This is a genomic window from Bacillus sp. MYb209 (assembly GCF_002975175.1).
In the GTDB taxonomy this organism is placed as follows: domain Bacteria; phylum Bacillota; class Bacilli; order Bacillales; family Bacillaceae_G; genus Bacillus_A.
Genome location: NZ_PCNZ01000004.1, coordinates 46710 through 61652, shown reverse-complemented (window position 1 = coordinate 61652; position 14943 = coordinate 46710). Strand labels below are relative to the sequence as shown.

12 protein-coding genes and 1 pseudogene are annotated in these 14943 nt (G+C 34.9%); 8 read left to right on the top strand and 5 right to left on the bottom strand.

What is annotated here, in order from left to right:
• Positions 1-74: 74 nt before the first annotated feature.
• Together pepF and CQZ94_RS09440 are read right to left on the bottom strand one after the other, a co-directional pair.
• The gene (gene pepF, locus CQZ94_RS09445; protein WP_105585199.1) at positions 75-1862 is read right to left on the bottom strand and encodes an oligoendopeptidase F; all 1788 of its coding nucleotides are present in this window, start codon (positions 1860-1862) and stop codon (positions 75-77) included.
• A gap of 118 nt (positions 1863-1980) precedes the next feature.
• Positions 1981-2772, bottom strand: coding sequence for an arylamine N-acetyltransferase family protein (locus CQZ94_RS09440; protein ID WP_105585198.1), 792 nt, complete (start codon positions 2770-2772; stop codon positions 1981-1983).
• 216 nt (positions 2773-2988) lie between these two features.
• Here CQZ94_RS09440 and amyS point away from each other — a divergent pair, with 216 nt between their 5' ends.
• From amyS to CQZ94_RS09420, 4 genes are all read left to right on the top strand, one after another.
• Complete coding sequence (gene amyS / locus CQZ94_RS09435; RefSeq protein ID WP_105585197.1) at positions 2989-4530, top strand: alpha-amylase; 1542 nt, start codon at positions 2989-2991, stop codon at positions 4528-4530.
• A 531-nt stretch (positions 4531-5061) separates the two neighbouring features.
• Positions 5062-6963, top strand: a complete 1902-nt coding sequence (locus CQZ94_RS09430) for an endonuclease MutS2 (RefSeq protein WP_105585196.1) — start codon at positions 5062-5064, stop codon at positions 6961-6963.
• A gap of 6 nt (positions 6964-6969) precedes the next feature.
• A complete protein-coding gene (locus tag CQZ94_RS09425; protein ID WP_105585195.1) occupies positions 6970-7494 on the top strand; it encodes a GNAT family N-acetyltransferase in 525 nt (174 codons plus the stop codon).
• Positions 7495-7661: 167 nt separating this feature from the next.
• Positions 7662-8372 carry a histidine phosphatase family protein gene (locus tag CQZ94_RS09420; protein ID WP_105585194.1) on the top strand — a complete coding sequence of 237 codons (711 nt, stop codon included), beginning with the start codon at positions 7662-7664 and terminating at the stop codon, positions 8370-8372.
• A gap of 65 nt (positions 8373-8437) precedes the next feature.
• Here the strand turns inward: CQZ94_RS09420 and CQZ94_RS09415 are convergent, their stop codons facing one another.
• Positions 8438-9403, bottom strand: coding sequence for a quinone oxidoreductase family protein (locus CQZ94_RS09415; RefSeq protein WP_105585193.1), 966 nt, complete (start codon positions 9401-9403; stop codon positions 8438-8440).
• 123 nt (positions 9404-9526) lie between these two features.
• On the opposite strand from CQZ94_RS09415, the gene CQZ94_RS09410 reads away from it, so the two are divergent.
• The gene (locus CQZ94_RS09410) at positions 9527-10414 is read left to right on the top strand and encodes a LysR family transcriptional regulator (protein ID WP_105585192.1); all 888 of its coding nucleotides are present in this window, start codon (positions 9527-9529) and stop codon (positions 10412-10414) included.
• A 189-nt stretch (positions 10415-10603) separates the two neighbouring features.
• On the opposite strand, the pseudogene CQZ94_RS09405 reads toward CQZ94_RS09410, so the two are convergent.
• Positions 10604-11092: pseudogene (locus CQZ94_RS09405) on the bottom strand (DinB family protein).
• 205 nt (positions 11093-11297) lie between these two features.
• On the opposite strand from CQZ94_RS09405, the gene CQZ94_RS09400 reads away from it, so the two are divergent.
• Positions 11298-11753 carry a DinB family protein gene (locus CQZ94_RS09400; RefSeq protein WP_105585191.1) on the top strand — a complete coding sequence of 152 codons (456 nt, stop codon included), beginning with the start codon at positions 11298-11300 and terminating at the stop codon, positions 11751-11753.
• Between the two features lie 90 nt (positions 11754-11843).
• On the opposite strand, the gene CQZ94_RS09395 is transcribed toward CQZ94_RS09400, so the two are convergent.
• Complete coding sequence (locus tag CQZ94_RS09395; protein ID WP_105585190.1) at positions 11844-12611, bottom strand: DUF817 domain-containing protein; 768 nt, start codon at positions 12609-12611, stop codon at positions 11844-11846.
• Between the two features lie 268 nt (positions 12612-12879).
• Between CQZ94_RS09395 and CQZ94_RS09390 the strand changes: the two genes are divergently transcribed.
• Together CQZ94_RS09390 and CQZ94_RS09385 are read left to right on the top strand one after the other, a co-directional pair.
• A complete protein-coding gene (locus tag CQZ94_RS09390) occupies positions 12880-13914 on the top strand; it encodes a FecCD family ABC transporter permease (RefSeq protein ID WP_105585189.1) in 1035 nt (344 codons plus the stop codon).
• Positions 13915-14931 carry a FecCD family ABC transporter permease gene (locus CQZ94_RS09385; RefSeq protein ID WP_105585188.1) on the top strand — a complete coding sequence of 339 codons (1017 nt, stop codon included), beginning with the start codon at positions 13915-13917 and terminating at the stop codon, positions 14929-14931.
• Positions 14932-14943: the final 12 nt, after the last annotated feature.

Genomic DNA, 14943 nt, shown 5'->3' with positions numbered 1-14943 from the left:
GGCTGCAAGTTAATGCGGGATAAAGTGATTCAAATGAAAAAAGCATGCAGAGCATATACTCTGCATGCTTTTTTCTACAATGCTGAAAACTCTTCAACAAGTGCATTAAAACGATTTAGTGCACTTTCAATCGGTTCTGGCGTAGTTAAATCAACGCCAGCTTTTTTCAGTAGGTTTAATGGATAGTCAGAACTTCCGCCTTTAAGGAATTCAATATAGTTTTTCTGTGCATTTGGATCACCGCTTAATAATTTATCGGCGATTTGAATGGCAGAGGCGAATCCAGTTGCGTATTTGTACACGTAAAATGGACGATAGAAATGAGGGATTCTAGACCATCCATATTTTACTTCTTCATCAAATACAAGTGAATCACCGTTATATTCTCTAAATAGCTTTTCATAAATTTCGCTAAAGACTTGGGCATTTAATGGTTTACCTTGCTCGGCCATTTCATGTGTGATTTTTTCAAATTCTGCGAACATGATTTGTGTAAAGAAGGTACCTTTAAATTTCTCGATGAAATGATTTACTAAATGATTACGTACATCAGTCTCTTTTGCTTCTTTTAATAAATGATGAATTAATAACACTTCATTTACTGTAGAAGCGACTTCTGCGACAAAAATGGAATAATGTGCAGAAATTCTTGGCTGGTATCCGTGTGAGTAATGCGTATGCATACCGTGACCACATTCATGAGTAAGGGTGAAAAGGCTATTTAAATCATCATGATGATTTAAAAGAATGAAAGGATGAACACCGTATACACCAAAGTTATAAGCGCCAGAACGTTTTCCTGGTGTTTCTCTCACGTCTATATAGCGTTTATCTTTAAAGCTTTTTAATGTTTCGATATATTCTTCACCTAAAGGAGCTAGTGACGCGATCATTATGTCAAACGCTTCGTCGTATGGAATGTCTTGTTTTACACCTTTTACTAAATCAACACTCAAGTCGTATTGTCGTAGTTCATCTACATTTAATTTTTCTTTTCTAAGTTCATTATATGTATGTAATGATTGAATATTTTTTTTCGTCGTATCGATTAAATTTTCATATACTTCTTTCGGAACCATGTCGCCAAATAATGATTTTTCTAAAGCTGATGGATATTTTCGTAGCTTTGAAACAGTAACATTATTTTTAATAGCTGCGGACAAAGTAGAAGCGATAGAGTTTTTTAACTGAACATATGGCTTGTAATAAGCTTTATAGGCTTCTTTACGTTTCTCACGATTCTCATCTTCTATTAACTTTGCATACATTCCGCGTGTTAAATTAACTTTTTCTCCATCATCATTAGTCACTTCACCAAATAGTATATCTGCATTATTTAACATGCCAAATGTATGCTGCGGGGAGGAGAGTGCTTCACCCATTTGTGATAAAATCTCTTCTTGGTCTTTATTCAAAACGTGTTTTTTATAACGGTATAACTCAAATAAGTCTTCTTTATAATAGTGTAAGCCTTCTGTTTCTTCTATGTAAGAATGCAATGTGTTTTCATCTACACTAAGCAAGAATGGAGAAAAGAAAGATTTAGCCGCACTTACTTTTACATGTAATTGTGATACTTTATCGACAAGAGCTTGGTTTGAAGTATCACGTGTATCAAGGTCAGATTGTAGTCTTGCATAAGCGAACATTATTGATAATATGCTAGATATTTCTTCACTTTTTGTTAAGTAAGCTAGCAGACTCTTCCCATCATGAATATTTCCATTAAACTCGTTCAATTCATTCGTTAATACTTCAATTTTATTAAAATCGTTTTCCCAATCTTCAATTGTATGGTAAATGTCCGTTAAATCCCATTTTTCTTTATCAGCAACTTGTAGTCGATCTTTAAGTTCTGTCATAATCATTTCCTTTCTAAATATGTAGTTATATTCCTATATAACTATGAAATACAACAAATTGCAAAAAATCCCTGCTGGAAAATAAAAAGCTTTGCCGGAAATGGCAAGGCTTTAAAAGTTATAATGTAATACCGAACGTTGAATGTAAAAGATTTTTATATTGCTCGTCTGTAACTGTTTCTTTCGTTTTTTTACCGTTTTTCGCTATTGTAAGGCTATCTTTTGTTAAAGAGGCATGCCCATCTTCAGTTAGTTTTACAATAAGAGGTACTTTATTAAAAGGGGAACCCTCATGTTCAACGATAATTTTTTGTGCTGCATTTGCTTTTTCCACATTTACTTCTTCCAAGTAAAATGCATAACCTACTGTCCAATCATCAGTAGAAGATTGATCTAGAAACTCATTATTTTTACGCATTTCTAAAATATAATTACCTTTTTCAGTCGTTTCTTTGCGAATACGATAATCTCCTGTTATGGAGTGAACGACTTCACCTGAGAAAGGGACAGGTGCAAGAGGTAAGTATGATCCGAATCCAACTTCAATTAAATAAAGTTCATGATGATGTTGTAAAACGGTTGCGACATGTCCGGAATCAACAGCCCATATAGAATTAGCAGCGTTATAAACTGTCCCTGAAACTAAATGAACATCGAATCCAGAGTCTTTAAGAAAGTAATACATAGTAGGATTTAATTCATAACAAAGACCGCCACGGTTGTTTACTAAAATTTTTTCTTTTAGATTTTCTTTTGATATTTCTTTAAAGTTATTTTCGAGAACGTTTAAGTTTTCAAATGGAACAGTTTGTGCCATTGCATACATAATGTGAGATAAATCTTCAAATGAAACTGTTTCTTTTTCTTCTATATTTAATCGTGTGAAATATTGTTTTTGAAAGTCTGTCATGAAAATCCCTCCGTTATGATTTTATAGGTAAATTGTAAACAATTTTGAATACGATGTGAATTTTAAACTATGTGGGGGTATTTATGGAATATTTGAAGTTACACCCAAGAAATAATGTGAGAGATTAAAAGATTACTACTTTACTAACGGTAGAACGAATATTATAATAATTTTAATGAATTATGCAAACGCTTTCTTGAAGGGGATGGTGTAAATATGTTGAAAAGGATTATGGTAGTCTGTTTATTGTTTGTTTTTCTTTTCCCTAATAAATATGAGGATAATAAGGTAGAGGCAGCAACGATAAACAATGGAACATTAATGCAGTATTTTGAGTGGTACGCTCCGAATGATGGAGATCATTGGAATCGTTTGCGTACTGATGCTGAAAATTTAGCTCATAAAGGAATCACATCTGTATGGATACCACCTGCATATAAAGGGACTTCACAAAATGATGTAGGGTATGGAGCTTATGACTTATATGATTTGGGGGAATTCAATCAAAAGGGAACGGTGCGGACGAAATATGGGACAAAAGCACAGTTGAAATCTGCAATTGAAGCTTTACATAAGCAAAGCATCGATGTGTACGGTGATGTAGTTATGAACCATAAAGGTGGGGCTGATTATACTGAAACCGTAACAGCTGTTGAGGTAGACCGTAACAATCGAAATATTGAAGTATCAGGTGATTATCAAATTAATGCGTGGACGGGGTTTAACTTTCCAGGGCGTGGAGATATTTATTCTAATTTCAAATGGAAATGGTATCATTTTGACGGAACGGATTGGGATGAAGGAAGGAAATTAAATCGAATTTATAAATTTAGGGGTATAGGTAAAGCGTGGGACTGGGAAGTGTCTAGCGAGAATGGGAATTATGATTATTTGATGTATGCAGATCTTGATTTTGATCATCCTGATGTTGCGAATGAGATGAAAAATTGGGGAACGTGGTATGCGAGTGAATTAAATTTAGATGGCTTTCGTTTAGATGCTGTTAAACATATCGATCATGAATATTTACGCGATTGGGTAAATCATGTCAGACAGCAAACGGGGAAAGAAATGTTTACAGTAGCTGAATATTGGCAAAATGATATCCAAGCTTTAAATAATTATTTGGCGAAAGTCAATTATAATCAATCTGTGTTCGATGCACCGCTTCATTACAATTTTCATTATGCTTCAAAAGGAAATGGGAATTATGATATGAGAAATATTTTAAATGGAACAGTAATGCAAGATCACCCTGCACTCGCAGTTACTCTCGTTGAGAATCATGATTCACAGCCTGGGCAGTCATTAGAATCTGTAGTAAATCCGTGGTTTAAACCGTTGGCATATGCATTTATTTTAACACGTGCAGAGGGCTATCCTTCAGTTTTCTATGGTGATTACTATGGGACAAGCGGAAATAGTAGTTATGAAATTCCAGCGTTAAAAGATAAAATTGATCCAATTTTGACGGCACGAAAAAACTTTGCATATGGTACGCAGCGTGATTATTTAGACCATCCAGATGTGATTGGCTGGACAAGAGAAGGTGATGGTGTACATGCTAATTCTGGTTTAGCGACATTAATCTCTGATGGACCAGGAGGATCAAAGTGGATGGATGTTGGAAAGAATAACGCAGGGGAAGTATGGTACGATATTACGGATAATCAAATAAATACTGTAACAATTAATAAGGATGGATGGGGGCAGTTCCACGTAAGTGGAGGCTCAGTTTCAATATATGTTCAGCAGTAAATCTGCTATGAAAAGAAGAGGCAGACTGGAAGATAAGTTTTCCTCTTCTTTTTTACATGCCGTATAGTTATTAAAGTATGACACCTTTACTTCTTATAAAACATATAGTATGATGATTTCAATAAATTAGATTTCAATGACTATAATATAAATTAATGAGAGGTGCTTTTTGTGAGTGCGGTAGGTTCTAAATAGGAAAAATTTAATGAAATAAATCGGATAAGAACAGGGGATTTTTATGTGCATCATACCCCTAATTTTGTCATGGATTTATTTCGAAACCTATGAAGATACCTACACTACTTTATAAAGCGTGTAATATGAGGAGTGCCATATACTTTTTAGATGGCTTATTTCCTTATACGTTATTACACTTGCCTTGTAAATGTAAAAGCTGCGGTATCCCCGCAGCTTTTTTGTATATGTTTTCAATGTATAAAAATGGTAATTGAATAATGTAGAACTCATTGGAATCTAATGAATAGGTATCTTCATTGATGATAGAAATCAATCATAGTGAGGAGAAACAAAATGAATACGATGACTTTTGAAAAGTTACAATATAACGAATTAATGGAAATAGTGAAATCATATTGTGTAAGTGGATTAGGAAAAGAATTATTAAATAAATTAGTGCCGAGTACGAGTATAAAAGTAGTGAGAAATCGTTTAAATGAAACGACAGAAGCACGAGCTATACTAGATGCAGAAGGGCATGTTCCTTTCTTCGGAATTTCTAATATTGCTAGTACAATTCAAAAATTAGAAAAAGGGATGATTTTAGACCCAGCAGAGTTAGTGAGCGTTTCAGACTTTTTACGTGGGTGTAGAAAGATTAAAAAGTTTATGATGGATAAAGAATTTTTTGCGCCAGTATTAGCTTCTTATGCAAATTCAATGACTGAATTTAAAAGTATCGAAGAAGAAATTAATTTTTCGATTAAGGGAAATAGCATTGATGCAGCGGCTAGTAAAGAGTTGAAACGAATTCGAAATAACATTGATTCTGTTGATGGAAAAATAAAAGAACGTTTAACGAAGTTTTTAAATAGTAGTGCAAATAAGAAATATATTCAGGAATTCTTTATTAGTAAGAAGGATGATCGCTATACGATTCCGATCAAATCTACCTATAAAAATCAAGTTGCGGGAAGTATTGTTGAAGCATCTGCAAAAGGTTCTACTGTATTTATAGAACCACATACGGTTACAAAGTTAAATGCGGAACTAGCAAGTTGGAAAGCAGAAGAAGCGATGGAAGAGTATCAAATTTTAGCAACTTTATCAGGAATGGTATTAGAAAATATTTATCATATAAAAATTAATATGGAATTGATTAGCCAATATGATATGGTATTTGCGAAAGCGAAGTTTAGTAAATCGATCGATGGAATAGAGCCGAAATTAAACGATCATGGCTACATTCATTTAGTGAATTGTAAGCATCCGCTTTTAAGTGAGAAAGTAGTACCATTAAACTTTGAAATCGGTCAAGAATACCGTAGTTTAATTATTACTGGGCCGAATGCAGGCGGGAAAACAATCGTGCTAAAAACAATTGGATTGTTAACATTAGCGACGATGTCTGGTTTGCACATTGCTGGAGATAAAGAAACAGAAATTGCTATTTTTGAAAATGTGTTTGTAGATATTGGTGATAATCAAAGTATTGAAAACGCACTAAGCACATTTTCATCTCATATGAAAAATCTTTCCGAGATTATGAGGATGTCAAATAATAATACGTTGCTATTATTTGATGAAATAGGAAGCGGCACAGAACCGAATGAAGGTGCTGCGCTTGCGATATCAATTTTAGAAGAATTTTACCTTGCAGGATGTATTACAATTGCGAGTACGCATTACGGTGAAATTAAACGATTTTCAGAAATGCATGGTGATTTTATGAACGCGGCAATGCAATTTAATAGTGAGACATTGGAGCCGCTTTATAAATTAATGATCGGTAAATCTGGTGAAAGTAATGCACTTTGGATTGCAAATAAAATGAACGTAAAAGAACATGTACTGCAAAGAGCGAAAGAGTATATGGGGAATAAAGAATATCGTTTAGAAAAAGTGAATGAAAGTAAAATTAGAAAACCGAAATTCGTGCAAGAAAAAAGAGAAAATGACTATGAATATAAAATCGGCGACCGTGTGAATTTATTGGATCATGATGATTTTGGTATCATCTATAAGGAAAAAGATAATTTCTATAATGTCGTTGTATATTATAATGCTGAATTCGTTGAAGTGAATGTAAAACGTATTACTTTAGAGGTAGCGGCGAAAGAATTATACCCAGAAGGATATGATTTAAATACACTATTTGTCGATTATAAAGAAAGAAAAATGCAACACGATATTGAGCGCGGATCGAAAAAGGCGCTTCGTAAAATTGAAAAAGAAATGAGAAAGAATAGAGGATAATATAGAATGGTAACGATGAGACAAGAACAACAAAATGATTATAGTAAGACTGAAGAAGTTGTAAAAGCAGCGTTTTCAAAAGAAGAATTCAGTGATAAAACAGAACACGAACTTGTGAGTCGTATTAGAAAATGTGATGCATTTATTCCAGAATTATCATTAGTTGCGGTAGATGAAGAAATAGTTGGGCACATTCTGTTATCAAAAATTAAAATAGAACAGGATGGAACTTCTGTAGAATCATTGGCACTTGCACCAGTATCGGTTGCTCCAAGTCATCAGAAAAAAGGAATTGGTGGCAAACTTATATTAGTGGCGCTAGAAAAAGCGAAAGAACTTGAATATGGATCAGTTGTAGTATTAGGGCATCCGGAGTATTATCCGAAATTTGGTTTTGAACGCGCGAGTAAGTGGAATATAAGAGCGCCATTTGAAGTGCCGGATGAAGTGTTTATGGTTATGGAACTAAGATTGAATGCTCTTCAAGGTGTTGAAGGGGTTGTTCAGTATTCGAGTGCTTTTTCTGAATAAAAGTACCGATTAAGAAATGTAATCATAAAAAACGCTATCTTTTTGTAGGGATGTACAGAAAGATAGCGTTTTTTTATTAAGCAGATCCACTTACGTATATGTATATTTTGCTCAATGAATAATTGAGATGGTAAAATTGATATAGAAATGTAAAGGGAGAGAATATGATGAAGAAGCGAGAAGCTAATAGTAAAGGTAATCTAGTCACGCTATATGTTACAAGACACGGTAAAACAATGTTAAATGCTAGTCATCGCGTGCAAGGTTGGGCGGATTCTCCACTAGTAGAAAAAGGTGTTGAAATTGCCGCAAATTTAGGAACTGGATTAAAAGATATAAATTTTGCTAGCGTTTATAGTAGTGATAGCGGTCGAGCGATTGAAACTGCTAATTTAGTATTAAAATATAGTGAGCAATCAAAGTTTAAACTTGAGAAAAGAAAAGATTTACGTGAATTGAATTTTGGCACTTTTGAAGGTGAAAAGGTTGAAAATATGTGGGACGCTATTGGAAAAGCGGCGGGTGTTAAATCACCAGATGAACTAATGAAATTTTCTATTGAAGAAATTATTAATCTAATTAGGGCAGCAGATCCTACGAAACAAGCTGAAGATTGGGAAGTATTTTCTACTCGTATAAAAACAGAGATTGATAAAATTAGTGAAGAAGCTGCTGAAAATGGTGGAGGTAACGTTTTAGTTGTAGTCCATGGACTTATGATTACTGCATTAATAGAAATGCTAGATCGCAGTAAAACAAAACTTGGAGTGAAAAATGCAAGTGTGACGAAGATTTTATATCGAGATGGAACATACACCGTCGAATCGGTTGGGGATATGAGTTATGTTGAAAAAGGAAAAGAAAGTGTGGAAATATAATAATATCTCAAATAGAAATAAGAAAAGGAAGTTAGAAAAATCTAGCTTCCTTTTCAGTTTGTGAATTATGGGATTAATAAAATCTTCCCAGTACTTTTTCTGCTTTCTAATAATTCATGAGCGCAGGCACCGTCTTGTAAAGAGAATGTAGTAGGACTCGCGATTGTTACTTTTCCGGTCGCAATCCATTCGAATAATTGAGAGGATCGTTTTTTCCGTTCTTCATAAGTCGTAAGAACATTCCAAAGGTCTCCGCCAGTTAAAGTTTTTGAAGTATCCATAAGCATACGCGGATCAACGGGCGCAGGATTACCACCAGCCATTCCGTAAAATACGACAGTACCACCAGTTTTAGTAGCATTAAAACTTTCCTCTAATGTAGAGCCTACTGATTCATATACAACATTTACTCCAGTACCATTTGTTATTTCAAGTACTTTCGTATGCCATGATTCAGTATATAAAAATACGTGATCGGCACCAGCGAATGCGGCTACTTTTGCTTTTTCATTTGATGACGTTAGGCCGATTACTTTTCCGCTTTGTAGTTTAATCATTTGAATAAGAAGTTGACCAACACCACCAGCTGCGGCATGAACTAAAGCTATATCACCCTGTTTTATTTGATAGCTATCTTTCGTTAAATAATGTGCTGTTAATCCTTGTAATAAGACAGAAGCGGCTGTTTCAAAAGAAATAGAATCTGGAAGTGGGATTGCTTTTTCTGATGGAACGGCAACTAATTCTGCATTTGCAAATGGAACGTCAGCAAATGCAATGCGGTCTCCAGGATTGATTGTAGTAACGTCAGCTCCTACTTTTTCAACAATACCAGCCCCTTCATAACCTAATATATAAGGCGGGTTGCCAGCGAGATGATAATCACCACGGCGTCTATAAATATCAGCGAAATTTAAACCGATTGCTTTCGTACGGACAAGAATTTCATTTGGATTTATGATTGGATTAGGTATTTCGTTATATTGTAGTACATCCGGATTTCCGAACTGTTCGAAACAAAGTGCTTTCATATGGAATACCTCCATTTATATTGTTTGTAGATGTTCTTTATCATACAATACAACTATCAATAGAAAAAGAAGATTATTTCGATGAAATCAATCGGAAATACCGATTGAGAAGAGGGATGATAAATGGAGATAAAACAATTAATTACATTTAAAGTAGCAGCAGAAAGTTTGAATTTCACACAAACTGCGAAGAAATTAAACTTTGCTCAGTCGAGCGTGACAGCGCAAATTAAAACGTTAGAGGCTGAGCTCGGTACGCCGTTATTTGAGAGATTAGGAAAACGCCTTTTCTTAACTGAAGCAGGAAAGAAGTTTCAACTATATGCCGATAAGATGATTGCGCTTAGTAATGAAGCGAAAATGGCTGTGAAAGATGATGAGGAAATAGCAGGTACGTTAATAATAGGTGCGCAAGAAAGTCAATGTACATACAGGCTTCCTTCCATATTAAAGAGGTTTAAAGCACAATTTCCACAAATAAAGCTTATATTTAAACCTGCGCATTCCAATAAAGATGCGAAGGAACAATTGATGGAGGGGAAAGTAGACCTTGCGTTTATTTTAGACGAATGTAAAACAGAAGATGTTTTACATGTGGAGCCACTTTTGAAAGAAGAATTAAAAGTAGTAGTTGCTCCGGGGCATCGTTTACTTGAACAACCGTCCGTTTCTACAAAAGATTTAGAGAGTGAAACACTTTTACTAACAGAACTCGGTTGCTCCTATCGAACTTTATTTGAAGAGTTATTTCGTGCAGATGACGTATATCCAGCAAATAAGATTGAGTTTGTTAGTGTAGAAGCAATTAAACAATGCGTCATTGCAGATTTAGGTATAGCGGTTTTACCGGCGATAGTAGTAGAAAAAGATATACGAGAAGGAACGATAAAAGAGTTACATCTAGAAAATACAATCTCTCCAATTTTTACGCAAATTGCTTGGCATAAAGATAAATGGATGACAGCGCCGTTACAACAATTTATTGATGTAACGAGGGAGTCTTTTAATTAACAGGTGTTGCAGTTGGACGAGTAACATAATAAATGATTAAGCTTATTTATGGAAAGAAAGAGCGTGCTTTGAAAAAGATTGATCAAAACGTGCTCTTTCTTTTTGTGATTATTTAGTTCAGTTGTATTAGTATAAATAAATTTTAACGTTATTGGCGGTTATTATAAGTCGATCTTTAGAACAATTGAATTAACTAAGGTCTGTATCAGGAGGAGTGTATCCGAGGTGACGAGCCATTGATACAATTTGTCCTTTATGATGAAATTCATGTGTTTCCGTATGAGTTAAAAGCCATAGCGGAGTTGTGCTCCAAGGTTCTTTTTGTCATTTTACTTCATTTGCTATATTTTCGAGCCACCGGTCATTGTATTCATCTAAAAAATGTTGTACAGTTTCATCTACTAACTTAAACCTGGCACGGACTTTCGCGACATCTGCATGTTCAATTTCATAATCGCTAGCAAATGAAAAATCTGCTCGTTTTTGGTTAAATGCGAATGATCCGAGCCAGTATCGATAGCAATCTGCTACATGAATATGGGTTTTTATAATGCTGCCATTTCCGAAGTTAGGAACCGTGCTGTGCAATTTTTCTAGTGAAATTTCTTCTAAAAACGTAAATAAAGCTTCTCGAGTGGAGCTAATAAGATTATATTGTTGTTTTAAAACATCTAACATGTAATTACACTCCTCTTTTGTTTACTGAAATATTTGTGCAGTAAGTAATTCTATATTTACGAGGAGTGGACCTTTTTTTATTGTTTTCAGTAAGCATATTAGGTGTATTTCTTGATTGTTTCTGATAGATTAAACAAAGTGAAACTTTAGTCAGTGGGATATTCTCCGCTGATAATAAACTGTATATAAGAAAGGAAATGATAGAGTGAATAGAATAGTTGGTTTAAAACAATTTGAAATAACGCGTGGAGCATTACTTAAATTTATGGAAACTTTAGATGACAAAACTGCGGATACGCAGCCGGATGGCTTTAATAACACAATCCGTTGGCATATCGGTCACGTGTTAAGTGCAGCAGAAACTTTCATGTTTGGAAGAGAGTTTAAACACTTACCAACTGAATATCCAGGTATGTTTGGATATGGATCGAGACCATCTAAATGGGAAAAAGAAGGACCATCATTAGAAGTGTTAACAGCTCAATTAAAAGAACAAGCAAAGCGCATTCATGAAATTCCAGCAGAAGCATTTGAAAATAAACTTCCAGAGCCATTCCTAGGATTGGAAACAGTAGGGGAGCTTTACGGTATGATGCTTTACCATGAAGCGGATCATATTGGTCAAATGAAGGCGATGGAACGAATTATTAAAGCTCTTTAGTAAAAAAACGAAATCCTAGATGGATTTCGTTTTTTTATTGAGCAAGCAAAGAAGATTAGTTGTTTCTAATATGTATTTACATAATCATCATTATCTTTTCGACTGCTTCAAATGTTTTAATTGTGTAACAATCATAATGCTAATGACAACGAGTAAAAACCATGAGCTAATTTTGCTAAGGTGAACGAGGTTCCATGTTTCCCATTGATTTGGGTATTGCCATGCTCCGAAGAAAGTAGCGATGTTTTCTGCAATCCAAATAAAGAATCCAATAAGGAAAAAGGAGAGAACGAGCGGCATTTTATATGTAACACCTTGTAATGAAAATTCCACAAATGTTCGAAAGAAAACAATAAATAAAAGTAAAGTTAATACCCATCTAAAGTCATATAGAAAATGGTGTGTGAAAAAATTGAAGTAAATCATTGCTCCTAACGGCACGGCAAAAATGGCTTTCGGCCAATTATACATTTGTAAATGCAATCTTCTCCACGCTTGACATATGTAACTTGCGACGCTTGCATACATAAAACCGCTATAAAGTGGAACTCCAAAAACCTTCGAATACGCTTCTTCAGGATAACCCCATGAACCGAAATGTACTTTATATATTTCTAGTAGAAGGCCAATGAGGTGAAAAACAGTAATTACTTTTAATTCGTCTTTCGTCTCAAGTCCAGTCTTGTACATAATCCATTGCATAAGAAGACATACAATGAGTATGAAATCATAGCGATATAATCCTGGGATAGAAATGATTTTTGAAAGGGCTAGTGTTAAAAAAATAACGACTGGGAACAAGCAGGATAATGCTTGCTCGTAAGTGAAATGTAGTAGTTGTTTAGAACATTGTGTCACCTTCGATGCATTTATTAGAAAACTCAAAATAATGACTAAGTATACTACAATTTTAAAAATAAAACAGTAGTCTATTTTGCATGTATTTGTAAGTTTTAGAAGGGAATTGTAATAAGTGTTTTAATATTTTAACAAAGTAAAAAAATAGTTTGCTATTTAAAAAAAGTGGGGATATAATATCTAAATGAAAATGATAATTATTATCAATAATGATTATAAATAAAAAATAATTATAAAAAACAACTGAATATAAAGGATGAAATGAAACATGTTACATAAGTCTACTGTACATGCTGGTAATAATCGCTGGATACATATTAAGTTCGTATGTTTCATGAGCTTAACAATTGTATGTTTAATTGGATCTATATTTTTAGCCGTTGCATTCGGTGCAAAGGATATTCATTTGCAAACGGTATGGGCAGCGGTTTTTGATTACAATCCGAAATTAACGCAGCATCAAATTATTTATGAATTAAGGCTCCCAAGGGTAATTGGAGCGGCAGTTGTAGGAGCTGCTTTTGCAGTTGCTGGTGCTGTTATGCAAGGAGTAACACGAAATCCTTTAGCTGATGCAGGTGTGCTCGGAATAAATGCAGGTGCGATGTTTGTAGTAGCACTTAGTTTTGCCTTTTTCCCGCATATGCCGTATTCCTACTTAATGATTGTTTCCTTTATTGGAGCAGTTTTAAGTACCATACTCATTTTTATTATCGGATCGGCAACATCAGGAGGGTTAACACCGATGAGGTTAACGATTGCTGGGGCAGTTATGGCAGCGCTTTTACACTCATTAAGTTCAGGTATTGCAATTTATTATGATTTAAGCCAAGATTTAGCGTTTTGGTTTGCTGGTGGTGTTGCGGGGGTTAAGTGGGAACACTTGAAATTTTTAGTGCCTATTATTCTCATAACGATTGTTTTTGCAACAGTGCTAGGGCGATCTATTTCACTCATATCAATGGGGGATGATGTTGCTACGAATTTAGGTGTGAAAACGAACCGAACGAGAATACTTGGGATGATTATAGTAGTCATTCTTGCAGGTGTGTCTGTTTCAGCTGTTGGTTCCATTGGATTTGTAGGACTTGTTATTCCGCACATCGCTAGAAAATTAGTAGGTGTTAATTATCGGCTTATTATTCCTATGTCAGCATTATTAGGAGCTATGTTATTGGTGTTAGCTGATTTAGGGGCAAGAACAGTAAATCCTCCTAAAGAACTTGCGATAGGAATTATGGTAGCTCTTGTTGGAGTTCCGTTCTTCCTTTATATAGCACGTAAAGTTGGGAGGGAGTTATAAGTGAAGGATCTTTTTAACACGGATAAAAAGAGAGCTATTACTGTAACTACAATTTTCGGATGTATAAGTATCGCTGTAATTTTAATTAGTTTAAATACAGGTACGCTGAGCATCGCACCGCTCAAAGTAATTCAAACGCTTTTTGGCTATGGTGATTTTGAGAGTGCAACCGTGCTATACGATTATCGTATGCCAAGAATAATCATCACAATGTTAGCAGGTATTGGCCTTGGAGTTTCTGGTGCGATTTTGCAAGGGCTATCTCGTAATGCACTCGCAGATCCAGGTATTCTCGGATTACATTCGGGTGCATCTTTCGGGCTAATTGTATTCGTTACTCTCTTTCAGTCTATTAACGAGAGTGCATCGATTTTAATACCGTTATTTACGTTTGGCGGGGGAGTGTTAGCTGCATTTCTTATTATTTTACTTGCGAGTGACCGGTCAAAAGGTTTACTTCCTATAAGACTTATTCTCGTTGGGATTGCAGTTTCAGCTGGTTTTAGTGCACTTTCGTTATTTTTCTCTCTCAAGTTAAATGATGAGACGTATACATTCGCTTCTAGATGGCTAGTTGGTAACGTGTGGGGAAAAGATTGGATTCATGTTCTTGCATTAGTACCGTGGATTTTTATATTAACTCCGTACGCATGGTTAAAATCTAAAACGTTAAATGCACTGTCACTAGGTGATAGTGTAGCAGCAGGACTTGGTGTATCTGTTCAAAAAGAACGGTTACTGCTTTTAGCTACAGCGGTAGGATTGTCTTGTGCAAGTGTATCAATGGCAGGGGGAATTGGCTTTATCGGCTTAGTTTCTCCGCATATTGCAAGGAAGTTAGTAGGTACTACCTATCAACACTTCCTTCCGTTAGCTGGCATTATTGGAATGATTATTTTAGTACTCGCAGATACGATAGGTCGTTCTGTATTCAAGCCAAACTCTATTCCAGCTGGTGTAGTAGTAGCGGCTTTAGGAGCGCCGTATTTTCTTTATTTACTTACAAAAACAAAATAAATACTTCAAAGA